This is a genomic window from Collinsella aerofaciens (assembly GCF_040910185.1).
Taxonomy (GTDB): domain Bacteria; phylum Actinomycetota; class Coriobacteriia; order Coriobacteriales; family Coriobacteriaceae; genus Collinsella; species Collinsella aerofaciens_BF.
The window spans coordinates 55,428-79,583 of the sequence record NZ_JBDGBA010000001.1 but is presented as its reverse complement, the minus strand read 5'-3'; the positions used below and the strand labels follow the sequence as shown (position 1 = coordinate 79,583).

Genomic DNA, 24,156 nt, shown 5'->3' with positions numbered 1-24,156 from the left:
GGCGAAGTTCTCGGCAAGCTAATGTCTCGATCTGTAACATCTAGAGAGGTTTTTGACCCTTTACTGTTACTGATTGAGACGTTGTCTCGCGGGGTTGGGGTTTGTCTCGATCTGTAACATCTAGACCTGTATCTGCCGAGCTAGTGTTACAGATCGAGACAATTGCCGGGGAGGGGTCCCGCCACGGCAAGACGCCCGCCGCCTAGATACAGAACCCGGGGATCACACAGGTTAGCTTGTTTGGCTTTTCCGCAGGCGTTGCGTACGTAAAGACGTCGCCGTCGTGCCCCACGCGGTTCATATAGAGCGTGCCTTCGCTCTCCGATGTGTCGGGGCTCACCGTGCGCCCCCACCAACAGGTGTCCTTGCCCTTCCACTGACGGACCATCGTCTCGTTCGTGGAATACGGGCTCACCTTGAGCTCGCGGAAGAGCTGATACTCCTTGCCCTCGCCGTTGTAGATGTCTGCCAGGTAGTGATAGTCCTCGACAAACGAATCGGGCGGTTGCGTACCGCACAGCTCGACCATGGCGGGCAGCCAAAGGGTTGCGGGCAACTCGCTCAGGCACGATGCGCTGTTGGCGGCGCCCACATTGTTCGAGACCTTCTTGACCCCTTTAATGAGTGCGCGCAACTCGTTGGGCAGCAGCTTAAGGCCGTCGCCGTTGAGCCATTCCCGCAGCTCGCAATCTGCCCAGCCGGCGCTCGGCGGTTCAGCCGCAGCGTTGCGCTCGGCAATACCCGCATCGAACATAAACGTCAGTCCGGCCTTGCCCGTCCCGTCCAGAAGCTCATCGTGGCGGATGCCCACAAGCTGCGCGCCAACCTGCAGCCCGTTGGTGAGCGTGACACGCTTGGTACACGGATAGGGGATATGCCCATCGGCATCGAGCAGGTGATAGCGCTTGGCAATCTCGCGTGCCTCGCTACGGGTCTCGGCGGCCTTAATCTTGAGCGAAATCTCCTGCAGCTGATCCCAGGTGTAGTCGTCAAGTGAACCGCGGATGCCGTCAAGGTAGTCGGGGATGCCAAAGCCATGGGTTGCCGCCCCGATAACGCTGAGCCCCGCAACGGCTGCGATAGCGCCGCCGATAATAAAGCGGCGGCGGGTCATGGCATCGTGGCGGGCCTGATTCAGGATCTCTCGTGCGCGCTCGCCGGCGACGTCGACCTTAAGGTGCGTGCCAGAATCGATATCAATCGCGGCCTCGTCTCCTGTGCCTTCGCGGCCCTCGGATTCGGCATCGGTGAGGTATGCCGAGAGCACCTCGAGCATCTGCTGCTCGGTGGGACGATCGCACTGCTCGACTGAGAGACCCTTCATGATGATTTGGACGAGCGCTTCATCGCCCTCGCAGCGCGGCTCGAGCGGTGCCGGCTTGGTCTTGGTCTTTACGAGATAGAACGAGCCGGTTGCAGCGGCGTCCGTCGACTCAAAGTCAAACGGTTTGCGACCGCTGTAGAGCTGGTACAGAATGCTCGAAAGCGCATAGACGTCGATTGCCGGCGAACGGCGAAGGGCCGCGATGCCTTCGATATCCTGCGTGAGCATTTCGGGCGCGGCGTATGCGGGCGTGGCAAAGCGCCAGATGTCGGCGCGCCGGGTGATCGTGTCGTCGCCGAGAGCCATGGTCGCGGAGCCCATGTCGATGAGGCAGGGGTCAAAGGAGCAATCGGCAATCTGCTGCTCGAGCGTTCGGCTGGTGGTGCGGAACATAATATTGGCAGGCGACAGGTCGCGATGGACGACCGGATTCACGAGGCCTTGGGTCATCAAGAGCGCACGAAGCACGGCGTTTCCGACGGCGGCGACCATCTGGGTGGTCAGCCCGCCCGAGGCGTCGTGAGGAAGCAGGGGCAGCGCCTGCTTGAGTGAGGTGCCCTCGACCCACTCCATGAGGATGAGCGGGTCATCCTCGCACGATCCGTAGCCATAGACGCGCGGAAATCCGCGCAGGTGCGAGACGGTATACAGATGACGGTACTCCTCGAACAGCGCAGCGGTGTTGGCCAGGTGCGCTGCCGATTGCTCGGCGGAGCGGTCGGGGGCTTGGCCGGAAAGGATGGCGTTGTCCTTGAGTAGCTTGACGGCAAAGACCTCGCCGCTTGTGTTGGTCGCGCGAAGCACGTGCCCGATGTTGCCGTTGTTGCGGTGGGCCGTCTGGAGAATAAGCGTCATAAATCGACGCTTGGCGTCGTCCTCGGCACTGGGGTCGACCGCCACGGCGGTGTCGAACGTATCGAGACGGATGAGTTTGTCGCCATAGGCGCTATCGGTAGTATCCATGGCGTTCCTTTGCCTGGCATGGGTTGCCGCGCGTACACGTGAGCAGTGCGGATATCGGTAAAGTACCATGATAGCCGCACTGCTCATGTGTACCGCTGAGTATTGTCGTTTACGACGCAGAAGGTAGAAGACGAAAGACGGACGGCGACCGTCTTCCGATCGCCGTCCGTGCTAGTCCACAATGACAAGGAATGTCGTGTAGAGACCCAGATGGAGCCTGTCGCTGTTGGCGATTTCCACGGGGGAATAGACTTTGCCGGGCTCGCGTTGGTCGCGCGGCGGCTCAATCACAATATCGCCGTCGCCCGCGCCCGATTCGAGCACTGTGCCGTTGGTCGATCCAAGGCCCTGGGCGTACCAGTGCTCACCCTCGAGCCAAATGCGAAGATGCTCGCGCGAGGCGTCGGCGCCTACATCGGTGATGCTGGGCGAGGTTTTGGGCAAAGAACCAATCACGGTGCCGCGCGGATCGCGTGTGAGGGGATGGATTTGCATGTCGGCGCAGTTGTCGGCATGGGTTCTGAGCAGACCGAGGTTAGGGGCGACGGTGCGTGGCTGCCCCAGGCTGCTCATAAAGCCACGTCCTACGGTAGTTTCGGTGGTGCCAAAGTGCCCGCCTGTCTTGCTGTCGCAAAAGCGCTCGACGGTGGCCACGCCCTGAACGGGATCGGCGAGCGCCCCCGTTGCCACAAAGAGCATCAAGAAGAGCGTGCTTTTTTCGCGCACGGCATTGCCGTCAAAGTTGTCGATGCGATTGAGGGCATTTGCATATAGGCGGCTGTCCAGCTTGTAGCTGGCGAGAGCCGACATCATTTCGTTGGCGGCCGGACCGCGATAGTGCTCGGCGATTGCCCGATAGGCGGACTCGCCGCCGCCGAGCTTGCTGCAGATTGCCGAGGAAAGGTTGAGCGTGGTGACGGTAAAGTCGCTGTAGATGGAGGGCGCGCACTGGTCAGGCTTGCGATGGACGATGTAACGGGTGAGATACGAGCGGTTGGAAGAGCATTTCTCGAGCAGGGTACTGCCGAGATAAGAGTTTCCATTGATGAGCATTCGGGCGATCTCGAGATGTTTAAGACCGCCGAACGAGCGAATATCGTTATAGAGGACCGAGCAAGGCGTCTCTGCTGCCACGGATACCTCCTTTGATTGCTTCCTAGCCAATATGGCGATAGGAATTAATGGCCCCCGGTGGGCGACGTATTAAATGGCTGCGCAATATATAGCGTAACTAAAGCAACATTATAGGCCACATGTTCGAAATTGCAGGAAGACTGAGAGATTTGGTTTGGACTGGACGGAAATCCCCCTCTGTCTTGATCTATAACAATTAGGGCCGATTTTACTCGTTAACTGTTACAGATTGAGACGTTTGTGAGCCGTGTCGACCGTTTGTCTCGATCTGTAACACGTAGAGGAAGATTCGCCCTGTAGATGTTACAGATTGAGACAATCAGCCGGGCCCACCTCGTCCGCCTCGTCATCTGTGGTTTACGTGGGGGCATGCGAAGCACGGGTATACTAACCGGCGGCGAATCTGCTCCATCGCTTAGAGCTGCTGCGTCTGGACGGCGCGTGATAGGGCTGCCAAAGCGATCGCCAGCGTGCTGAGCAACGTCCTCTCTGTGCGCACCTGTTTTTGTATGTATTAGCGCACTACCAAGCACGCCCGCGCGGCCGCATGCCGTGCCCATTGCGCGTGCAGATAAGGAACAACAACATATGCGTAATTCTGTATCTGACGTCACCGACGCCGAGATTCTGGACGAGACCCGCGAGGCCATGACCCAGGCTGCCTTCGATGCCGCCGATGAGGCCAATGCCGCCCAGGCCGTCGAGTCCGCTACCGAGAGCCTGCCCGCCTTTGACGAGCTGGGCCTCTCCGACGAGATGCTTCGTGCTATCGAGAACCTGGGCTACACGGCGCCCACGCCCGTGCAGGCCGGCTCGATCCCCGTAGTGCTCGAGGGCCGTGACCTGCTTGCCGCCGCTCAGACCGGCACCGGCAAGACGGCCGCCTTTTTGCTGCCGACTATGAACAATCTGGAGCACATCGCTCCTCCCAAACCCGTGCGCGAGCGTGGCGGCCGCAACCGCCGTCGCGGTGCTAAAAAGCCCGAGGGCAACGGCCGTGGCCCCGTGATGCTCGTCATCACCCCCACGCGCGAGCTTGCCCAGCAGATCGACGAGGTCGCAAGCAAAATCGCCGACGTCACGGGCCACGTTGCCGTGACCGTCGTGGGCGGCGTGAGCTACAAGCCGCAGACCGCGGCACTCAAGTACGGTTGCGATATCCTAGTTGCCACGCCGGGTCGTCTGGTCGACCTGATCGAGCAGGGCGCCTGCCACCTGGACGAGGTTAAGGTCCTGGTGCTCGACGAGGCCGACCGCATGCTCGACATGGGCTTTTTGCCCGCCGTCCGCCGCATTGTGCGCGAGACGCCGGCCGAGCGCCAGACGCTGCTGTTCTCGGCGACGCTCGACGAGGAGGCCGTGGGCGAGATCACCGACCTGGTGAGCGACCCGGCCCGCGTGGAGATCGCGCCGGCCACGTCGACCGCCGACACCGTCGACCAGTTTGTGTTCCCGGTGTCCATCGAGGCCAAGAACAACCTGTTGCCCGAGTTCCTCAAAAAGGAGGGCCCGGAGCGCACCATCGTCTTTATGCGCACCAAGCACCGCGCCGACAGCTGCTGCCGTCGTCTGGAGCGCAAGGGCATCAAGGCCGCTGCGATTCACGGCAACCGCAGCCAGGCCCAGCGCGAGCGCGCGCTTTCTGCCTTCCGCGACGGCACCGTCGACGTACTGGTGGCAACCGATGTTCTCGCCCGCGGCATCGACATTAGCGACGTGCGCTACGTCGTGAACTTTGACGTGCCGGCCGAGCCGACCGACTATATCCACCGCATTGGCCGTACGGGCCGCGCCGGCGAGCTGGGCTGGGCCATTACGTTTGTGACTGAGCAGGACGTGGACGAGTTCTACGAGATCGAGAAGCTCATGGACAAGACGGCCGATATTTACGAAGCCGGCGACCTGCACGTGGGCCCCAACCCGCCCGCCGTTGACCCCGAGCGCGATCCTGCCGCCTTTAAGGTGAAGAAGAAGACCAAGCGCGGCAAGTCCAAGAGCAAGAAGAAGCTTGAGCAGGCACGTCGCGACGGCAAGCGCAACGGCGATGACTACGGCGATGTGGCCGGTCGTTCCAACCGCGGTCGCGACGAGCGTCGCGGCGACGGCGAGCGCCCGAGCCGTCCTAAGCGCGGCGGCAAGACCCGCGTGCGCGAGGGCGTTCAGGCTCGCGTGGACGAGGCCGTGGAGAGCGTGGCTCGCGAGGTGGCTGCCGAGGAGCGCGCTGGTGCTGGTGCCGCTGAGCAGCCTGCGCGCGGCAACCGTGCCGAGCGTCGTGCCAAGCAGTTCCAGGGCGAGGCACACCGCCGTCGTCGTGAGGACGAGGACCGTGGCGGCCGTCGTCGTGTCGAGCGCGAGGACGAGGGCCGCGGTTCGCGCGGTGGCAAGCGCGGTTCGGGCGACCGCCGTCGTTCCGGTCGTGATGACGAGCGCGGTGGCCGTGATGAGCGTCGCGGCGGCGAGGGTCGCGGTGAGCGAGGTGCTCGTGGCGGTGAGTCCCGTGGCGGCAAGCGCTTTGAAGAGCGCGTTAGCCGCGGCGGCGAGCGTCGCGAGAGCGCTCGCGGCAATGGCGGCCGCGGCGGCGCTGGTCGTTCGAATGAGTCGCGCGATCGTCGTGACCCGCGTGCCAGCCGCGATCGTCGCGATGACTGGCGCAACTACGACGATACCCGCGAGGAGCGTCGTGGCGGCTATCGTGGCGGGCGTGGCGGCAACCAGGCCGGCTCCCGTGGCGGCCGTGCCGGCGGTCGCGATAACCGTGGCAGCTATGGCAATAGTCGTGGTGGCAAGCGTGGCGGCAGCTCCCGTCGTCCCGGTGACGGCGGCGGCAAGCGCAAATAACACACGCATCGCCCGCTAGAGCGAGGTGAACCAAGGGCCCCGAGCAACTACGCTCGGGGCCCTTTTTGTTTGCCGTATCCGATCGCTAGTTCAAATGTGATTTCCTCGGGAATGCGTCTAGAGGATGCCGTGGGCCTGTTTCCTACCATGCGGCAATGGGTCCCATGGGGTGCGCCGTGCATTTTTTGGAGTATTCTGCAGTTCGAGTTGTCTGCATATGATTTGACGTCGCCAACGGTGGCTTTCGGATATCCCTGGCGAGCGTTCTGAGTCAGATTTCGTCGTTTTCCGGAGCAGGGGCGCGTCATTCTCGCCATGTCGGAACCCAAAATGACGCAGCGCCCTAAAGGTTTGCCCGCTCGGGGTATTGCTGGCGCGGTCACGTTGCAGAATACTCCGTTTTTTGCACGGGCCAGGATGGGGTACCTCGGGAAAACACGGCGGTATCCCGTAAATATATTCAATCTGTACCGTAATTTATACAAAACGAAGAGGCAGACAGCGTAGGGTTGGTGCATTGGGGTGCTTGATGCACCAAAATGGGGATCCCACGTGCCGTATACTCTGGCTGGATGTGAAAACGGCTTGACGCGTTGCCAGACGTAGGGGGAGGGTGTCTCGATGAGCGTATTCGAAATTGTGTTTAGTCCGACGGGTGGAACGCAGAAGGTGTCTGGCCTTGTGGCCGGGGCACTGGACAAGAATACCGTTACCGTCGATCTGACCGATAGCGGGCTAGATTTCAGCGCTGTCTCGATGACTGAGGACGACGTGGCCGTAATCTCTGTGCCGGCGTATGCCGGTAGAATCCCGGCTGTGGTGGCTGACCGGTTGGGCATGGTTCACGGCAACGGAGCGCGGGCCGTTCTGGTGTGCGTCTACGGAAACCGCGCGTTTGAGGACACGCTCGTAGAGCTGGAGGACGTTGCGAAGCATGCGGGATTCCGGGTGATCGCGGCAGTTGCGGCCATTGCAGAACATTCCATTGCGCGACAGTTTGCTGCCGGTCGTCCGGATGCGCAGGATGCGGCGCAGCTTGCTGAGTTTGCTCAGCAAATTCAGCAAAAGCTGTTGGCTGAGGATGCGTCCGAGCCCTCTATCCCCGGCAATCGTCCTTATAAACAAGCTGGAGGTCACCGCATGGCGCCCGAGGCAACAGAGGATTGCGTCTCCTGCGGTGCATGCGCCGCGGCGTGCCCCGTTTGTGCTATCGACAAGGGTGACTCCAAACGAGCAGCTGGCGAGGCGTGCATCTCCTGCATGCGCTGCATCGCCGTATGTCCGCGAGGTGCTCGCAAGCTTGATTCCAACAAACTATCCGCTGTTTCCCAGATGCTGAGCAAGGTTTGCGTCGCGCGGAAGGGATGCGAGCTCTTCATCTAGCGCAAGTGAGATTGGTGCAAACAAACCTGGCCCTTTTGCGCCAAAAACGATCCGTTTTCCTCCGTTCCCAAGGGATCATGTGATCCGAAGGGGACGGAGGAAAACGGATCAAAAAGGAAAAATAGTAAGGCGCTCTTTTTCACATTGAATATTGCAATTTGGTAACGCGTTTTATCAAATATGGCATTTATCTGCGATAATGTTCATTTTCACCGCTGATGGTGACATTTCATACCGCCTGCCGAACTGCGTGGAGACCTAACAACTTTTTAGGTCAGTGTTGTGCGTGTAGCAATTTCGCCCGGCCTCGCCTCCGGGCTGCCATGTGAGAGGGGATCTTATGGCTCGACTGCACGTAATGGAACGCAGCCACGCTCAGGCCGTCATGGACGACCTGCACGATGCACTCGGACGTCGTCTGGCGGTGAGTTCACTCGCCCCGTGCCCCGTCGAGTTTACGGCGGCGCTCGTCAACCTGTGCTCCACCCAGAGCTGCGGCAAGTGCACGCCCTGCCGCGTGGGCCTGAGCGCGCTGAGCGACCTGCTCGCCGATGTGCTCGAGGGCCGCGCCGACGAGTCCACGCTCAACTTGATTGAGCGCACGGCCCGCACCATCTATCTTTCGAGCGATTGCGCCATCGGTTACGAGGCCGGCGCCATGGCGCTTACGGCTATCCGCGGTTTCCGTGACGATTTTGAGCACCACATCCGCGAGCACTCCTGTAGCTTTGACCGCGAGGCCCGCGTCCCGTGCGTCTCGGGCTGTCCGGCGCATGTCGACATTCCCGGTTACATTTCGCTCGTCGAGGCCGGCCGCTATGCCGATGCCGTCAAGGTCATCCGCAAGAATAACCCGCTGCCGCTCGTTTGCGGCCTGGTGTGCGAGCATCCCTGCGAGATGCATTGCCGCCGTGGCATGGTCGACGACCCCATGAACATCCTCGCCCTCAAGCGTTTTGCCGTTGAGCACAGTGACCTCAACGACCACAAGCCGCATGTAGTGGACAACACCGGTAAGCGCGTCTCCGTGATCGGCGGCGGCCCGGCTGGCCTTTCCTGTGCCTACTACCTGGCCGTGATGGGCCACAAGGTGACCATTTTTGAGCAGCGCCACCACTTGGGCGGCATGCTGCGCTACGGCATCCCCAGCTATCGTCTGCCGCGCGAGCGCCTGCAGGCCGAGATCGACTGGATCTTGAGCGCCGGCATCGACGTTGAGCTCGATCACTCCGTGAACGGCGAGGAGCTCGCTCGCCTGCGCGACGAGTTCGATGCCGTCTACCTGGCCATCGGTGCCCATAGCGACAAGAAGCTCGGCCTTCCGGGTGAAGAGGCGCCCGGCGTGGAGTCGGCCGTCAAGATGCTGCGCGCCATCGGAGACGACGAGCTGCCCGACCTGAGCGGCCAGCGCGTGTGCGTCATCGGCGGCGGCAACGTGGCCATGGACGTGGCGCGCTCTGCCGTGCGCTGCGGTGCCGAAAAGGTGAGCATCGTCTACCGCCGTCGCATCTGCGATATGACGGCCCAGGACGCCGAGATTGCCGGCGCCCAGGCCGAGGGTTGCGAGGTTCTGGAGCTCACGGCGCCGCTCGCCATCGAGACGGGCGAAGATGGTCGCGTGAGCGGCCTGCGCGTGCAACCGCAGATTATCGGCGAGCCCCGCCGCGGTCGTCCGGCTCCGCGTGCCGCCGCTACGCCCGAGCGCGTCATCCCCTGCGAGCGCGTGTTTGTCGCCATTGGCCAGGACATCGATTCCAAGCCGTTTGAGGACATGGGCATCGCCTGCAAGTGGGGTTGCGTGGTCACCGACTCGGACGGTGCCGTGCCCAACTTCGATGGCCTCTTTAGCGGCGGCGACTGCCAGACCGGCCCCGCCACCGTCATCCGTGCCATCAACGCCGGCCGCGTGGCTTCGGCAAACATCGACCGCTATCTGGGCTTCGACCACAAGATCAAGCTCGACGTGGAGCTGCCGACCGTTCAGTTTAAGGGCAAGCACGAGTGCGGCCGCTGCGAGCTGGGCGAGCGCGAGGCCGGCGAGCGTATTCACGATTGGAATCTGGTCGAGCAGGGCCTTACCGAGGAGGAGGCGCGCCAGGAGGCAAGCCGCTGCCTGCGTTGCGACCACTTTGGCTTTGGCGCGTTCCGCGGAGGGAGGAACCTGGAATGGTAGAGCTCAACAAAACCACCGTCGGCGACAACAGCGAAAACGGAGCGCACAACATGGTCAGGCTCATTATCGATAACTGCGAAGTCGTGGTGCCCGAGCACACCACGATCCTGGATGCGGCCAAGTCCGTCGGCATCCAGATTCCCACCCTGTGCTATCTGCGCGATCTGAACGAGATCGGCGGCTGCCGCGTGTGCGTGGTCGAGGTCGAGGGCTGCGATCAGCTGGTCGCCGCCTGCAACAACTACGTGCTCGACGGCATGGTGGTGCACACCAACAGCCCCAAGGCCCGCGAGGCTCGCCGCACCAACGTGCAGCTGCTGCTGTCCCAGCACGATTCGCAGTGCACGAGCTGCGTGCGCAGCGGCAACTGCAACCTACAGACCATCGCCAACGACCTGGGTATTTTTTATCTGCCGTATCAAAGGCATTTGGCGGGCGAGGGCTGGGATTTCGATTTTCCCATCATCCGCGAAAACGACAAGTGCATTAAATGCATGCGCTGTATCAAGGTGTGCGAGAGCGTGCAGGGGCTAGGGATTTGGGACCTGACCAACCGCGCCACGCATACCGCCGTGGGTACCCGCGGGCGCGCGCCGATCGGCAAGACCGAATGCGTCGCGTGCGGCCAGTGCATAACGCATTGCCCGACGGGCGCACTGCGCGAGCGCGACGATACCGAGACCGTGTTCGATGCTCTCGCCGATCCCGACAAGATCGTGCTGGTGCAGATTGCGCCGGCCGTGCGCAGCGCCTGGGGCGAGGAGCTCGGCATATCTCGCGAGGAGGCTACCGTTGAGCGCTTGGCTTGCGCGCTGCGCCGCGTTGGCTTTGAGTACGTGTTCGATACCGATTTCTCGGCCGACCTCACCATTATGGAAGAGGGCTCCGAGCTGCTCAAGCGCCTGGGCGAGGCCGCCAAGGGCGAGGGCGACAGCCGCAGCTGGCCCATGTTCACGAGCTGCTGCCCGGGCTGGGTACGCTTTGTGAAGGCGCGTTACCCCGAGTTTGTCGACAGCCTGTCCACGTCCAAGTCGCCGCAGCAGATGTTCGGCGCCATCGCCAAGACCTACTACGCCAAGGTGCTGGGCGTGGAGCCCGAGCGCCTGTTTGTGGTGTCCGTGATGCCGTGCACGGCCAAGAAGGCCGAGTGCGCGCTGCCGAGCATGGTGGGCGAGGGCGGCACGCCCGATGTGGACGTTGCGCTGACGGTGCGCGAGATGGTGCGCATGGTCCGCGCGAGCCACGTGAGCGTGGATACGCTAGTTGAGGAGCCGCTCGATACGCCGCTGGGCTTTGGCACGGGTGCGGGTGTGATCTTTGGCGCCACGGGCGGCGTGATGGAGGCCGCCGTGCGCTCGGCCTATTACCTGGTGACGGGCAAGAACCCCGACGCCGACTTCTTTACCGATGTGCGCGGCCTGGACGGCTGGAAGGAGGCCGTGGCCGATATCGATGGCACCAAGGTGCGCGTCGCCGTGGCACACGGGCTGGGCAACGCTGCCCGTCTGCTCGACGCGATTCGCGACGGCCGCGTGAGCTATGACTTCGTTGAGGTTATGGCGTGCCCGGGCGGCTGCGTCGGTGGCGGCGGTCAGCCCATCCACGACGGCTGCGAGCTGGCAGCCGAGCGTGGCCAGGTGCTCTGGGGCCTGGATGCCGCTGCGGACATTCGTTTCTCGCACGAGAATCCCGATGTCCAGGCGTGCTACCGCGAGTTCTTGGGCGAGCCGCTCTCGTCGCTGGCTGAGGATCTGCTGCATACCGACCATCACGCATGGACGATGCCTAACGAGGGGACGTGCTAGCGATGCGCGCGTTTGATTTTGAGCTGTCGCGCCGGGGGTTTGCCTCGGCGCTTGCCGCGGGTGCGCTGTCGCTTGCACTCGCGGGCTGTGGCGGCGGGGCTGCCGGTGCCGGGTCCGCCGCGGGCTCGGCTGCCACGGACGGCGCCGGTGCTGCTGCAGAGCCGGTCGAGGTGCGCGTCGCCTCGCTCAAGGGGCCGACCTCGATTGGTCTGGTGCAGTTTATGGACCGGGCAGCCGATGGCGAGACGGACAATGAGTTCGACTTTGCGATCAATACTGCCGCCGATGAGATTGTGCCCAAGGTCATTCAGGACGATATCGATATCGCCCTGGTGCCCGCCAACGTGGCGAGCGTACTCTACAACAAGACTGAGGGTGCGGTGCAGGTCATCGACATCAACACGCTGGGCGTGCTGAACGTGGTGACGGGTAACGCGGACGTTACTTCGTTTGGCGATCTGGCGGGCCATACTGTCTATATGACGGGCAAGGGCACCACGCCGGAGTACGTCATGAACTACCTGTTGGAGCGCGCGGGCCTGACCGGCCAGGTGGCGCTTGAGTTTAAGAGCGAGCCCACCGAGGTGCTCTCGGTGCTGCTTGCCGATCCGTCTGCCGTGGGCGTGCTGCCCGAGCCGTTCAAGACCGCTGCCATCGCAAAGAGCGAAGGCAAGCTGTCGGCGCCGGTGAGTCTGACCGATGTGTGGGATGAGCTGGCGGGCGACACGGGCTCCCGTTTGCTGACGGGCGTGACCGTGGTGCGTCGGGCCTTTGCCGAGGAGCATCCCGAGGCCGTGGCGGAATTCCTGAGCTGCCATGCTGCGAGCGTTGAGGACGTGAACGCGGTGCCGGCGGACTGGGCTCAGGCCGTGGTCGATGCGGGTATCGTGGATAACGCCGCGATTGCCGAAAAGGCGATTCCCGGGTGCATGCTCGTGTGCCAGACGGGGAGGGATATGAAGGCGGCGCTCGGTGGGTACCTGCAGGTGCTGGCCGATGCGGACGCGAGCGCCGTGGGCGGCAAGCTCCCGGCTGACGATTTCTACTACATGGAGTAGCCCGTGCGTGCGTTTGCTCGACAAATGGCAGAGCGTATGAAGGCGGTGGCGGCAGCAGGTGCCGTTGCCGCCTTTTGGCTTGCCGTGTGGGTGCTGGTGGCGGGTCTCGTGGCGCAGCCGTTGATTTTGCCGGGGCCGGGCGCTGTCGTGGTGGCGTTGCTACGACTGGTATGCGATGCCGGCACATGGGCGATTCTGGCAGGCTCGGGTGCGCGTATCTTGGGCGGGCTGGCGCTTGCCGCGGTGTGCGGCGTCGTGATGGCGGGAGCCTCGGTGCGGTCGCTGACGTTTGCCCGCTTGGTGGCGCCTGCGCTTTCGTTTGTTAAGGCGACACCGGTTGCCTGCGTGGTGGTCCTGCTGCTCATTTGGTTGGGGTCGGCGCGCGTGAGCATCGCCGCGGTCTTTTTGATGGCGCTGCCGGGCGTGTATTTTTCGCTGGTCGAGGGTTTGACGCAGGTTGATCAGTCGCTGGAGCAGATGTTTCATCTGCATGGCGTGCGGGGTTGGCGTCTGTTTTGCGCCCATACCTGGCGCGAGGTCCTGCCGTTTGTGCTTTCGTGCGCGCGTGCCGTGATCGGCATGAGCTGGAAGGCCGGCGTGGCGGCGGAGCTCATCGGCATGGCGACGGGCACCGTGGGCGAGCGCATCTATCAGGCGAAGCTGCTCATCGAGACGGCTGACCTGCTGGCGTGGACCGTGCTGGTCGTGGCGGCATCGTGGGCATGCGAGCGCGTGCTGGTGTGGTTGCTGCGGGCTTCGGGGCCCGTGGCGTGGCGAACTGCCGTGCGGGCGCATGGGCATGGACTGCGCGGGCGTACAGGGGCTGCGAGCGATGGTGCTGCAGCGGAGCTTGCGCTTGCCGTGGGCGATCGCGCGCCTTGGGCGCCGGCGCTCGACGGGCTGGTGCTTCATGTGCCCGCCGGTGGACGCACCTGTGTGATGGGCGCTTCGGGCGTGGGCAAGTCGACGTTGCTTGCGCTGGCGGCGGGGGAGTGCGCACCGTGCTCCATGGTGTTTCAGGATGTGCGCCTGGTCGAGGACGCTTCTGCCTTGGATAATGTGCTGGTGTGCGCCGACGCGCGCGTGGATGCCTCGAGTGCCGCAGCCCTGTTGCGCCTGCTGGTACCGGGGATCGATGTGCATGCACGCGTGGCTGAGCTCTCGGGTGGGCAGCGTCGTCGCGTCGAGATTGCCCGAGCCCTGCTGTGCCCGGGCGGCGCAGTGATTCTGGACGAGCCCTTTACCGGTCTAGACATCGCTGCGCGCGACGCATGCGCCGAGGTCGTGCTCGACTTGCTCGACGGCCGCATGCTGTTGCTTGCCACGCACGATGCCGCTGACGCTCGGGCCCTCGATATCTCGGATATCATCACGCTCTAAAAGCCATTTCAGGCGCTAACTCAACAATAAAATGATTCGTTTTCTTCTGTCTCCATGGGGTCGGGTATGGTATTCTATCTACGGGGTAATACTTAGGATTACCAAGTAATACCAACGCCGTAGAACAAACTCCAGATGCGGGCCAATCGGGTTGCCTTCACAGCCCGTCGCCCAGCCGCGTGGCCCGCATCCATCCGCACCACCGTCGTTTCAAGAAGGAAGCGCCATGGCAGAACACATGACCCCGGTTGTCGCGAAGGTTTTGCCCGAGGAAAAGGCGGCCTTCGCGGCGGCAACCCAGCTCGTGGGCACCACACCGTCCAACGCCATCCGCATGTTCATCGCCGCTTTCAATCGCTGCGGCACCTTCCCGTTCGACATCTCGCCGAGCGGGGCTTTTGGCGCTGCGCCCGATTCTCATCAACAATGACTGTCCCAAACTGCCGGCACTTGGGGACGTTCCTTTTCAGCCGGCAGTTAAGGAACGTCCCTAAGTGCCGGGTTTTGAGGAGGTTGGCATGCTCAATGCGATGGCGTGGGCGCTTGCCTGTTTTGGCGTTGTCGCTGCCGATATAGCCCTGAGCGTGGTTCTGTTTTCAGTTCTCGATGCCGTGTCGGTGCTGACGGGTTTCCCGATCGACAACCTCGATATTCAATGGTTCCAGGCTGCCGCTCAGACGGCGTCATTTTTGATGGCGCTGCTGTGGTGGCGTTATCTGTGGCCGCGCTCGTTTATGGCGCGCCGGCAAGGCGAGCGCCCGCTCGGTGGGGGAGCAGGCGCGGCATGGAAGCGCATCGTCTGCGTTGTCGTGATCGGCCTGTCCATGCAGGTGGTCATTAGCTACCTATGCGACGGCGTGCTGTCGCTGCTGCCCGAGGTCGCGGCAGACTATAGCGAGCTCGTCGAGGAAACAGGCATGGGCGACACGAGCTATCTGGCCGTTCTGACCACGGTGATTGGCGCGCCATTTTGCGAAGAGCTCCTGGTGCGCGGCGTTATTTTCGAGTTTTCGCTCCGAGCGTTTAATCCGCAGTGCCGCCCACTTTGGAAGCGCCGGCGTCGTGCGAGCGCGCAGGACGGCGCCATGGTGCCCTGGGCGGCCCCAAGCACGTGGGGTATCGCCGCGGCGATTGTGCTGCAGGCGGCAATCTTCGGTTTTATGCACATGAATTGGGTGCAGGGTTGCTACGCGGGTGCCGCCGGCCTGGTCTTTGGCTGGGTGCTCGTGACCACCGGAAAGCTCCGCTACACGATCCTGCTGCATTTTGCCTTTAACGCCGGGTCTTATCTCATGACGTTACTCTGGTTTGTGAACACGCCGTTCGACGTGGCAATTACGGTCGCTATCGCCGGTGTCATCCTCGTTGAGGCAATGCGCTCGCTGCACCACGCGTGTGGGATGGACGCAGCGAGCGCACCGCTGCCCTAGTTGCGGCGTCCGCCGCCGTTGGCGCCCTGACGCCCCTGGGCCGCACGGTTGCGGCCCGCGGTGTTCTGCGCGCGGGACATGCCGCCGTGGCCCTTGCTGCCTTTGGGTCCCTTGCCGGCGGCGCCACCGTGGGCCTTGCCGCCCTTCTTGCCAGTGCCGTGTCCGCCGCCGGCAGACGTCTCGCCCGGGCGTGGCGGCACGGGGCGAATCAGGCAATGCTTGGTGTAGCCGATCAGGTCGCGACGCCCGGCCTTCTCCAGCGCCTCGCGCACGAGCTTGTAGTTCTCGGGTTTGCGATACTGAATCAGCGCGCGCTGCATGGCCTTTTCGTGCGGGTCGCGCGCCACATAGATCGGCTCCATGGTGCGCGGGTCCACGCCGGTGTAGTACATGCACGTCGACATGGTGGACGGTGTGGGGTAGAAGTCCTGCACCTGCTCGGGCATGTAGCCCATGTCGCGCACGGCTTCGGCAAGGTCCACGGCTTCCTTCATGGTCGAGCCGGGGTGGCTCGAGATCAGATACGGCACCACGTACTGCTTGAGTCCGTATTCGCGATTCAAGCGTTCAAATTTACGGCAGAATGCGTCGTAGACAGCTCGGCTCGGCTTGCCCATCACGGACAGTACCGCGTCGCTCACGTGCTCGGGCGCTACGCGCAGCTGGCCCGAGACATGGTGTTCCAGCAGCTCGCGTAAAAACTCGTCCGAGGCATCGGCCATGGTGTAGTCAAAACGGATGCCGCTGCGCACGAAGACCTTCTTGACGCCCGGCAGCTGGCGCAGGTCGCGCAGCAGCTGCGTGTAGCCGGTCTCGTCGACCACCATGTTCTTGCACACGCTCGGCCACAGGCAGCGCTTGTTCTTGCACACGCCGTGCTTGAGCTGCTTGTCGCAGGCGGGGCGGCTAAAGTTGGCCGTCGGTCCGCCCACGTCGTTGATATAGCCCTTAAACTCGGGATCGCGCGTGAGCAGCTCGGCCTCGCGCATGATCGAGTCGTGGCTGCGCATCTGCAACACGCGGCCCTGGTGGAAGGTGAGGGCGCAAAACGAGCACTCACCAAAACAGCCGCGGTTGGAGCTTATGGAAAACTTGATCTCAGCAAAGGCCGGCACGCCGCCCGCCGCGTCGTAGTCGGGATGCCAATCGCGTGCGTAGGGGAGCTCGGCCACCTCGTCCATCTCGTCGGTGGTGAGCGTCGCCGACGGCGGGTTCTGCACCACGTACACGCTGTTGGGATATGGCTCTACCAGGCGATGCCCGGTGATGGGGTCCATATTCTGCTGCTGCACGTTAAAGCTGCGTGCGTAGTTGAGCTTGTCAGCGGCAAGGTCGTCCCAGCTGGGCAGCAAGTCGTAGTCGTAGACCTCGTCGAGCGAACCCGTGCGGTAAACGGTGCCGTTGATATAGGTAATCTGATCGATGGGCAGCCCCGCGTCGAGCGCGTCGGCGATCTCGACGATCGCGTGCTCGCCCATACCGTAGATGAGGATGTCGGCGCCCGAGTCGAGCAGTACCGAGCGCTTGAGCTTGTCCTGCCAGTAGTCGTAGTGGGCCAGGCGGCGCAGGCTCGCCTCGATGCCGCCGATGATGATGGGGGCGTCCTTGAACGTCTGACGGATGAGATTGCCGTAGACCGTGACAGCTCGGTTGGGACGGCGCCCCTCCTCGCCGCCGGGGGTATAGGCGTCGGTGTGGCGGCGGTGCTTGGTCACCGAATAGTGGTTGACCATGGAGTCCATGTTGCCGGCACTGACCAAAAAGCCCAGGCGCGGCTCACCGAGCACGCTGATGCTGGCGGGATCGGTCCAGTCGGGCTGGCAGATGATGCCCACTTTGTAGCCGTGCGCGTCGAGTACACGGCTGATGATAGCCATGCCAAAGCTCGGATGGTCCACGTAGGCATCGCCGCAGATGTAGACAAAGTCGCACTGGTCCCAGCCGCGCGCATCCATATCGGCGCGGCTGACGGGGAGGAACTTATCGCGGCCCGGGCGCCAGGGGCGGGCAGGCGTCGCTTGGGAATGCTTGGCGCGGGCGACCGTGGCCTGCGCCTTGCCGCCGCGCTTTTGCTGCTGGCCCTGTTTGCCCTGCTGTTCGCGTTGGCTGTTCTGAGCGTGCTGAGGCTTTTTTGCCACGATCCCTCCCGGTGTCTGTATGCTGCACGTAATTGTAACCAGTCTTTTTGGGACGGCGCTAAAAAGACTGGTGGAGTACATGAGCTGGTGAGTGAGAGCGTCGCTGAGCCAGTCGTTTGTTTCCAGACTGTGTATCTGCGCGTTGGAGAACCCGTCTCGCGCGCACGCCATGTTGTCAATGGGTTACAGTATGAACGGCGGTTATGTTTCCGCCAACGCACGAGAGGGTCGTCAACAAGGAGGATGCACGACGATGCAGCGTGCCAAACAGATATCAGAGTCTATTGAGCTGGGCATCATCTTGGCGCTCGCCGGTGGCTTTATGGACGTCTATTCGTACATTGGGCGCGATCATGTTTTCGCCAACGCGCAGACGGGCAACATCTTGCTGGTGGGCGTGAGCATCTCGGAGGGCAATTGGGCACTTGCGGGGCGCTACTTCTTCCCTGTGGTGTCGTTTGCTGTGGGCATTATGCTTGCCGACCTGGTGCACGAGCGGTTTGGCAGCGTGATTCACTGGCGCCAGGTAACGGTGTTCTTTGAAGCCGTTATCTTGCTGGGCGTGAGCTTTATCCCGGGCGGTAATTTCAACCTGCTCGCCAACTGCCTCACCTCGTTTGCCTGCGGTATGCAGGTAGAGAGCTTCCGCAAGATTCACGGTCACGGCATCGCTACGACCATGTGCATCGGCAACTTGCGCAACGCGCTGCAAAACGTGGACGATTACATCATCACCCACAGGCGCGGCTTTTTGGAAAACGGCCTGCTGTATTTCGGCGTGATCTTTACCTTTGTGTTTGGCGCCGTGTTGGGCAACTGGTGCATTGAGCGCATGGGCCTGCACGCCATCGTCGTGGCGAGCTTGCTGCTGTTTGTCGCGTTTGCCATCATGTTCATCGACCGCGAGCGCGACTTGCGCTTACGCTGGAAGGTTGCGGCCGAGGCTTGGAAAGAGGGCTGCCGAAAGTAACCGAATGCGGCAAAGGGGCTGTCCCTTTGCCGCATTATTTTTCATCATCTGTTGAAACGCTTTAACAATTTTGACGTTCTCACGCGTTTTTTTGTTTCAAAAGCGTTAGGATGGGACTCATAGCGTGGGGCGTAATGGGTGCCCCGCACACGATGGGAGGCTATCAATGGCTAATCGTTTCGTTCTCAATACCATCTCTTATCATGGTTCCGGCGCCATCAAGGAGATCCCCGGCGAGCTCCAGCGTCGCGGCTACAAGAAGATCTTCGTCTGCTCCGACCCCGATCTGGTCAAGTTTGGCGTTACCGCTAAGGTGACCGACGAGCTCGACGCTGCCGGCATCGCTTGGAGCCTCTACTCCGAGATCAAGCCCAACCCCACTATCCAGAACGTCAAGGACGGCGTCGAGGCCTTCAAGGCCGCCGAGGCTGACGCTATCGTGACCATCGGTGGTGGCTCCTCCATGGACACTGCTAAGGCCATCGGCATCATCATCAACAACCCCGAGTTCGCCGATGTCCGCAGCCTCGAGGGCGTTGCTCCCACTAAGAACCACGCCGTGTTCACCATCGCTGTGCCGACGACCGCCGGTACCGCCGCCGAGGTGACCATCAACTACGTCATCACCGACCCCGAGAAGGTCCGCAAGTTCGTGTGCGTCGACACCAACGACGCCCCCGAGGTCGCCGTCGTCGATCCCGACATGATGGCCTCCATGCCCGCCGGCCTGACCGCTTCCACTGGCATGGACGCTCTGACCCACGCCATCGAGGGCTACACCACCAAGGGCGGTTGGGAGCTCTCCGACATGTTCCACTTTGAGGCTATTAAGCTGATCAGCGAGAACCTGCGTGACTCCGTCGCCGAGGCCAAGTCCGGTCAGCCCGGCTCCGGTCGCGAGGGCATGGCCCTTGGTCAGTATGTCGCCGGCATGGGCTTCTCCAACGTTGGCCTGGGCATCGACCACGCCATGGCTCACACCCTGTCAGCTCACTACGACACCCCGCACGGCGTCGCTTGCGCCATGCTGCTGCCGATCGCCATGGAGTTCAACAAGCCGGTTTGCGCTGAGCGCCTGGCCAAGGTTGCCGTTGCCATGGGTGTTGACACCACGGGCATGAGCACCGACGAGGCTGCCGACGCCGCTATCGCCGCCGTCAAGCAGCTTTCCGCCGACGTGAATATCCCGCACGTCTGCGAGGCCATGAAGGCTGACGAGATCGAGGTCCTGGCCAAGGACGCCATGGCCGACGCTTGCTTCCCGGGTAACCCGCGCGAGGCGACGCTCGACGACGTCATTGAGCTCTTCAAGAAGATCTGCCCGGCTGCCTAGCCCAGTTTGGTGGTCCTTCGCCCGTAGGTGTATGGTCTTTTGACGTGCCGCTGGCCCCGCCGTGCTGCGCACGGCGGGGCTTTTTGTGCTGCGTCAATGTCCTGAGACGGGTAAAACCAAAGCATGCTGCCCGCTGCGGATAGGTGGTGCACTTCCCAGCGTGCATTTTTGGGAGTATTCAGCAAGCTCTGAAAAATGCATAACGTTGTGAATGGGCCGTAGTGGCCCGCGGGCGCCCATCGACAGCCCCTGTGGGCGGGCTATCGATGGACGGAGATGGCTGTCGCCGCGTTTTTGGTTTGCGACGGTCTACAACACTGCTGTAACCGCGTCGTTTTGTCGTTTGTGATGGGGTCGTTGGGGCCCACGGTGCTGAATACTCCGTTTTTTGCACGGTCCAAGGTGGGGTACCCTGAGACGAAGCAAAAAGATGTCTCATATTTATGCAGATACTGATAGGATTTATGCAAGATTCGGGTTGTAAACCGTGCGCGTGCACAAAACCGGTGCGGGGACGTCGGGAGGCGGCTCGGCTCCTAGGGCATTGACCGTGCAGAACGGTTAAAATCGGGACTCGGTCTTAGTTTTACTTGGAAGGATGCATATGGCTTCTAATGTTGATGCTTCTCTAGAGGGGACGCTCTCCTATATCGCGGGACAGCTTAAGACGCTGACTTCTATCGCCTCGCCTACGGGCTATACCCGTGCGGCTACTGATTATCTGATGGAGGCCCTGCGCGATATGGGCTTTGGGCCCGAGCGTTCTAATAAGGGTAACGTGCTCGTTGAGCTTGGTGGCGAGGGCGAGCCGCTCGTACTGGCGAGCCATGTCGATACCCTAGGCGCCATGGTGCGTTCCATTAAGGACAATGGCCGCCTGCGCCCCACGACGCTCGGTGGGCATCAGTGGTCTACGGCCGATGGCGAGAACTGCACCGTCTACACGCGCGACGGCAATGTCTACACGGGCGTGGTTCTTAACACCGAGCCTTCGGCGCACGTGGCCGACGAGCCGGTCAAGACCATCGAGAAGAACATGGAGATCTTGCTCGACGAGAACGTCGACAGCAAGGACGATGTGCTCGAGCTGGGTATTCAGACCGGCGACATCATCGCTATGGATCCTCGCACGACGGTGACGGAGAGCGGCTACATTAAGAGCCGCTTCCTGGATGACAAACTATCGGCCGCCATTTTGCTGGGCTTGGCGCGTGCCGTCGCCGCTGGCGAGGTGACGCTTTCGCGCAAGGTGTCGCTGCTCTTTACTGTGTACGAGGAGGTCGGTCACGGCGGTGCCTTTGTGCCGGCCGGCACGCGCGAGATGATCAGTGTGGACATGGGCTGTGTGGGCGACGACCTAGGCTGCACCGAGCGCATGGTTTCGATTTGCGCCAAGGATTCGGGCGGTCCGTACAACTACGACCTGGTGACCACGCTGTCCAACATCGCGCGCGAGCTGGAGCTCGATTACGCCATCGATGTGTATCCGCACTACGGCTCGGACGTTGAGGCCACGCTCTCGGCCGGCTACGACATTCGTCACGGCCTGATCGGCCCCGGCGTGTACGCGAGCCACAACTACGAGCGCAGCCACATCGACGGTGTGCGCAACACCTACGAACTCGTCCGCGCCTACGTGCAGCGTTAGGCGCATTTATAGCGCGTGGCAAGTTAAGAGCGCACTAGCCGGTATAACGTTGCCGGCAGGGGCGCTCTTGTGCGTTGCGGTGAAATAGGGACTGTTTTTGCATTTGAAACGCATAAGCAGTCCCTATTTCACCGCAACTTATGAAGGGGATGGGACTACTTGATGGCGCCGGTCACGGTACCGCCGCCCAGGACGATGTCACCGCGGTAGACTACAACGGCTTGGCCGGGGGCGATGGCTCGCTGCGGCTCGTCAAAAGTTAGCAGCATTTGCCCGTCTTCGCCGCGCGTAAGGGTTGCTGCCTGGTCTTTCTGACGGTAGCGGTACTTGGCGCCCACGCGAATGCCGCCGGCATCGAGTTCTGCCTCCATGCGGTCGGCAGGGGCGCTCCAGATCCAGTCGTCGGCCGTGAGTGCTGTGGCCGTTAGGTCCTCGGCCTCGCCCAGATGCACGGTGTTGTTGGCGGTGTCGACGCCCGTCACATACACGGGATGCGCCATCGCGACGCCCAAGCCCTTGCGCTGGCCGATGGTATAGCGCAACGCGCCGTTATGGCGTCCGACCACGCTGCCGTCGCGCCACACAATGTCGCCCGGTGCAGCGGGATGTCCGCAGCGGCGCTCGATATAGCCCGCGTAGTCACCGTCTGGAATAAAGCAGATGTCCTCGCTTTCGGCCTTCTGGGCGTTGGTAAAGCCTTGCTCGGCGGCTATGCGGCGCACGTCGCGCTCTTTGTCTAGGCCTGCCAGCGGAAAGATCGTGTGCGCCAGGCGCTCCTGCGTAAGCGAATATAAAAAGTAGCTCTGGTCCTTTTTGGGATCTTCGCCGCGATGCAGCTGCCAGGTGCCGTCTACTGTCTGGCTTGTTTTGGCGTAATGACCCGTTGCGATGTAGTCGCAGCCCATATCCAGTGCCGCATCCAGCAACGCGCCAAACTTAATGTGGCGGTTGCAGATGATGCACGGGTTGGGCGTCAGTCCCTCCTGGTAGGCGGTCACGAAGCGCTCGATCACGTTGCGGTCGAAGGTCTGCTGCAGGTCGAGCACATGGTGGGGTATCCCCAGGCGCTCGGCGACGGCCTTTGCATCGGCGATGTCGCGGTCGACCTTGCTCATGCCCGTGACGGGATCGGGCGCGGGGCAGGTGAGGCGCATGGTGGCACCGACACATTCGTAACCCTGACTTTTGAGCAGATACGCGGTCACGCTGGAATCGACGCCGCCGCTCATGGCGACGAGCACGCGCTTGTTGTGCATGGGGAGGTTCTCCTTGGTGGCATGTGGCCAAAAAAGAAAAGCGGCGCGGGAGGCTGGTTCCGCGCCGCAGACATTGTAGCAAGTTCGGACGTCTCGTGGGATACCCTAACGAGATGGGCTCAGGCAGCCAGAAGAGAGGGGAGGCCGGCGTGCCTTGGGCCTATCGACAAGCGACGGGCCCTTAGTCCTGGAACAGTGCCGTGGACAGGTAGCGCTCACCGGTATCGGCGAGCAGGGCCACGATGGTCTTGCCCTCGTTCTCGGGGCGCTTGGCCAGCTGCAGCGCGGCCCACACGGCGGCGCCGGACGAAATGCCCACGAGCACGCCCTCCTTGTGGCCCACGGCGCGGCCGGTCGCAAAGGCGTCGTCGTTCTCGACGGGGATGATCTCGTCATAGACCTTGGTGTCGAGGACGTCGGGCACAAAGCCGGCACCGATACCCTGGATCTTGTGCGGGCCGGCCTGGCCCTTAGAGAGCACCGGGGAGGTAGCGGGCTCGACGGCGACGATCTGAATCTCGGGGTTCTGCTCCTTGAGGAACTCGCCCACGCCGGTCACGGTGCCGCCGGTGCCGACGCCGGCGACGAAGATGTCGACCTTGCCGTCGGTGTCATCCCAGATCTCGGGGCCGGTCGTGGCCTTGTGGATGGCAGGGTTGGCGGGGTTTACAAACTGACCGGCGATAATGCTGTTGGGTGTCTCCTTCTGCAGCTCCTCGGCCTTGGCGATGGCGCCCTTCATGCCCTTGGAGCCGTCGGTGAGCACGAGCTGTGCGCCGTATGCCTGCATAAGTTTGCGGCGCTCGACGGACATAGTCTCGGGCATGGTGATGATCACCTTGTAGCCGCGAGCCGCCGCCACCGAGGCGATGCCGACGCCGGTATTGCCGCTCGTGGGCTCGATGATGGTGTAGTCGCCGCCGCGCACGAGCTTGCCGGCCTTCTCGGCCTCGTCGATCATGTTCTTGGCGACGCGGTCTTTGACGGACCCGGCGGGGTTGAAGTATTCCAGCTTGACGAGCACGCGGGCCTTGAGGTCCTCATCGGCCTCAAAGTGAGTGAGCTCCAGAAGCGGGGTGTGGCCGATAAGCTGATCGATGGACGTATAAACATTGCTCATGGTGAACCTCCAAAGTGTTCAAATGACTGGATGCCGTGTGGTTTTACGGTGTGTGTAGCAGCGAAACCCACAAACCTTATAGGTTGTTCGTTTTGCTGTTGGCAAGCATAGTAGACAGTAAAGCCTAGTAACGCAATAGGAAATAGAAGATTATTACGAGTCGATTAACCATCTTGGCCGGAACGGGTATTTTCAAAACCAAT

Annotated in this window: 16 protein-coding genes; 11 read left to right on the top strand and 5 right to left on the bottom strand. The window is 62.2% G+C overall.

Annotation, left to right across the window (positions count from 1 at the left end; all coding sequences use genetic code 11):
- Window positions 1–202: 202 nt before the first annotated feature.
- Window positions 203–2,287, bottom strand: a complete 2,085-nt coding sequence (locus tag AB5Z54_RS00275) for a protein kinase domain-containing protein (RefSeq protein ID WP_368159606.1) — start codon at window positions 2,285–2,287, stop codon at window positions 203–205.
- A 171-nt stretch (window positions 2,288–2,458) separates the two neighbouring features.
- Window positions 2,459–3,421 carry an FHA domain-containing protein gene (locus AB5Z54_RS00270; protein ID WP_368159603.1) on the bottom strand — a complete coding sequence of 321 codons (963 nt, stop codon included), beginning with the start codon at window positions 3,419–3,421 and terminating at the stop codon, window positions 2,459–2,461.
- 588 nt (window positions 3,422–4,009) lie between these two features.
- Here AB5Z54_RS00270 and AB5Z54_RS00265 point away from each other — a divergent pair.
- The 8 genes from AB5Z54_RS00265 to AB5Z54_RS00230 all read left to right on the top strand — a co-directional run bounded on the left by AB5Z54_RS00265 (window position 4,010) and on the right by AB5Z54_RS00230 (window position 15,488).
- Window positions 4,010–6,259 carry a DEAD/DEAH box helicase gene (locus tag AB5Z54_RS00265; protein WP_368159601.1) on the top strand — a complete coding sequence of 750 codons (2,250 nt, stop codon included), beginning with the start codon at window positions 4,010–4,012 and terminating at the stop codon, window positions 6,257–6,259.
- Window positions 6,260–6,880: 621 nt separating this feature from the next.
- Window positions 6,881–7,642 carry a 4Fe-4S dicluster domain-containing protein gene (locus AB5Z54_RS00260; protein WP_368143196.1) on the top strand — a complete coding sequence of 254 codons (762 nt, stop codon included), beginning with the start codon at window positions 6,881–6,883 and terminating at the stop codon, window positions 7,640–7,642.
- Between the two features lie 340 nt (window positions 7,643–7,982).
- The gene (locus tag AB5Z54_RS00255) at window positions 7,983–9,815 is read left to right on the top strand and encodes an NAD(P)-binding protein (protein WP_368159598.1); all 1,833 of its coding nucleotides are present in this window, start codon (window positions 7,983–7,985) and stop codon (window positions 9,813–9,815) included.
- Window positions 9,809–11,620 carry a [FeFe] hydrogenase, group A gene (locus AB5Z54_RS00250; RefSeq protein WP_438265554.1) on the top strand — a complete coding sequence of 604 codons (1,812 nt, stop codon included), beginning with the start codon at window positions 9,809–9,811 and terminating at the stop codon, window positions 11,618–11,620. The genes AB5Z54_RS00255 and AB5Z54_RS00250 overlap by 7 nt, the downstream gene beginning before the upstream one ends.
- Before the next feature lie 2 nt (window positions 11,621–11,622).
- On the top strand, window positions 11,623–12,678 hold the full coding sequence (locus AB5Z54_RS00245; RefSeq protein ID WP_368143257.1) for an ABC transporter substrate-binding protein: 1,056 nt from the start codon (window positions 11,623–11,625) through the stop codon (window positions 12,676–12,678).
- A gap of 3 nt (window positions 12,679–12,681) precedes the next feature.
- On the top strand, window positions 12,682–14,058 hold the full coding sequence (locus tag AB5Z54_RS00240) for an ATP-binding cassette domain-containing protein (protein ID WP_368143256.1): 1,377 nt from the start codon (window positions 12,682–12,684) through the stop codon (window positions 14,056–14,058).
- 226 nt (window positions 14,059–14,284) lie between these two features.
- A complete protein-coding gene (locus AB5Z54_RS00235; protein ID WP_006235351.1) occupies window positions 14,285–14,488 on the top strand; it encodes a type II toxin-antitoxin system RelB/DinJ family antitoxin in 204 nt (67 codons plus the stop codon).
- Window positions 14,489–14,576: 88 nt separating this feature from the next.
- Window positions 14,577–15,488 carry a CPBP family intramembrane glutamic endopeptidase gene (locus AB5Z54_RS00230; RefSeq protein ID WP_368159596.1) on the top strand — a complete coding sequence of 304 codons (912 nt, stop codon included), beginning with the start codon at window positions 14,577–14,579 and terminating at the stop codon, window positions 15,486–15,488.
- On the opposite strand, the gene AB5Z54_RS00225 is transcribed toward AB5Z54_RS00230, so the two are convergent.
- Window positions 15,485–17,626 (bottom strand): YgiQ family radical SAM protein, encoded by a 2,142-nt coding sequence (locus tag AB5Z54_RS00225; protein ID WP_368143254.1) that lies wholly within the window; start codon window positions 17,624–17,626, stop codon window positions 15,485–15,487. The genes AB5Z54_RS00230 and AB5Z54_RS00225 overlap by 4 nt on opposite strands.
- 253 nt (window positions 17,627–17,879) lie before the next feature.
- Between AB5Z54_RS00225 and AB5Z54_RS00220 the strand changes: the two genes are divergently transcribed.
- The 3 genes from AB5Z54_RS00220 to AB5Z54_RS00210 all read left to right on the top strand — a co-directional run bounded on the left by AB5Z54_RS00220 (window position 17,880) and on the right by AB5Z54_RS00210 (window position 21,577).
- Entirely contained in the window at window positions 17,880–18,596 is a 717-nt protein-coding gene (locus tag AB5Z54_RS00220) for a YoaK family protein (protein WP_055310199.1), read from the top strand.
- 166 nt (window positions 18,597–18,762) lie between these two features.
- Entirely contained in the window at window positions 18,763–19,929 is a 1,167-nt protein-coding gene (fucO, locus tag AB5Z54_RS00215) for a lactaldehyde reductase (RefSeq protein WP_368159594.1), read from the top strand.
- A 604-nt stretch (window positions 19,930–20,533) separates the two neighbouring features.
- The gene (locus AB5Z54_RS00210; RefSeq protein ID WP_368143214.1) at window positions 20,534–21,577 is read left to right on the top strand and encodes a M42 family metallopeptidase; all 1,044 of its coding nucleotides are present in this window, start codon (window positions 20,534–20,536) and stop codon (window positions 21,575–21,577) included.
- 155 nt (window positions 21,578–21,732) lie between these two features.
- Here AB5Z54_RS00210 and mnmA read toward each other — a convergent pair whose 3' ends face one another.
- Complete coding sequence (mnmA, locus tag AB5Z54_RS00205) at window positions 21,733–22,935, bottom strand: tRNA 2-thiouridine(34) synthase MnmA (RefSeq protein WP_368143216.1); 1,203 nt, start codon at window positions 22,933–22,935, stop codon at window positions 21,733–21,735.
- A gap of 79 nt (window positions 22,936–23,014) precedes the next feature.
- Window positions 23,015–23,953, bottom strand: coding sequence for a cysteine synthase A (gene cysK / locus AB5Z54_RS00200; RefSeq protein WP_368143213.1), 939 nt, complete (start codon window positions 23,951–23,953; stop codon window positions 23,015–23,017).
- Window positions 23,954–24,156: the final 203 nt, after the last annotated feature.

Excerpts from the sequence above, each read along its gene's own strand:
- AB5Z54_RS00265 (WP_368159601.1), top strand. The coding sequence starts at position 4,010 with ATGCGTAATTCTGTATCTGACGTCACCGACGCCGAGATTCTGGACGAG.
- AB5Z54_RS00210 (WP_368143214.1), top strand. The coding sequence starts at position 20,534 with ATGGCTTCTAATGTTGATGCTTCTCTAGAGGGGACGCTCTCCTATATC.
- AB5Z54_RS00245 (WP_368143257.1), top strand. The coding sequence starts at position 11,623 with ATGCGCGCGTTTGATTTTGAGCTGTCGCGCCGGGGGTTTGCCTCGGCG.
- AB5Z54_RS00220 (WP_055310199.1), top strand. The coding sequence starts at position 17,880 with ATGCAGCGTGCCAAACAGATATCAGAGTCTATTGAGCTGGGCATCATC.
- AB5Z54_RS00255 (WP_368159598.1), top strand. The coding sequence starts at position 7,983 with ATGGCTCGACTGCACGTAATGGAACGCAGCCACGCTCAGGCCGTCATG.
- cysK (WP_368143213.1), bottom strand. The coding sequence starts at position 23,953 with ATGAGCAATGTTTATACGTCCATCGATCAGCTTATCGGCCACACCCCG.
- AB5Z54_RS00235 (WP_006235351.1), top strand. The coding sequence starts at position 14,285 with ATGGCAGAACACATGACCCCGGTTGTCGCGAAGGTTTTGCCCGAGGAA.
- AB5Z54_RS00250 (WP_438265554.1), top strand. The coding sequence starts at position 9,809 with ATGGTAGAGCTCAACAAAACCACCGTCGGCGACAACAGCGAAAACGGA.
- fucO (WP_368159594.1), top strand. The coding sequence starts at position 18,763 with ATGGCTAATCGTTTCGTTCTCAATACCATCTCTTATCATGGTTCCGGC.
- AB5Z54_RS00275 (WP_368159606.1), bottom strand. The coding sequence starts at position 2,287 with ATGGATACTACCGATAGCGCCTATGGCGACAAACTCATCCGTCTCGAT.
- AB5Z54_RS00260 (WP_368143196.1), top strand. The coding sequence starts at position 6,881 with ATGAGCGTATTCGAAATTGTGTTTAGTCCGACGGGTGGAACGCAGAAG.
- AB5Z54_RS00230 (WP_368159596.1), top strand. The coding sequence starts at position 14,577 with ATGCTCAATGCGATGGCGTGGGCGCTTGCCTGTTTTGGCGTTGTCGCT.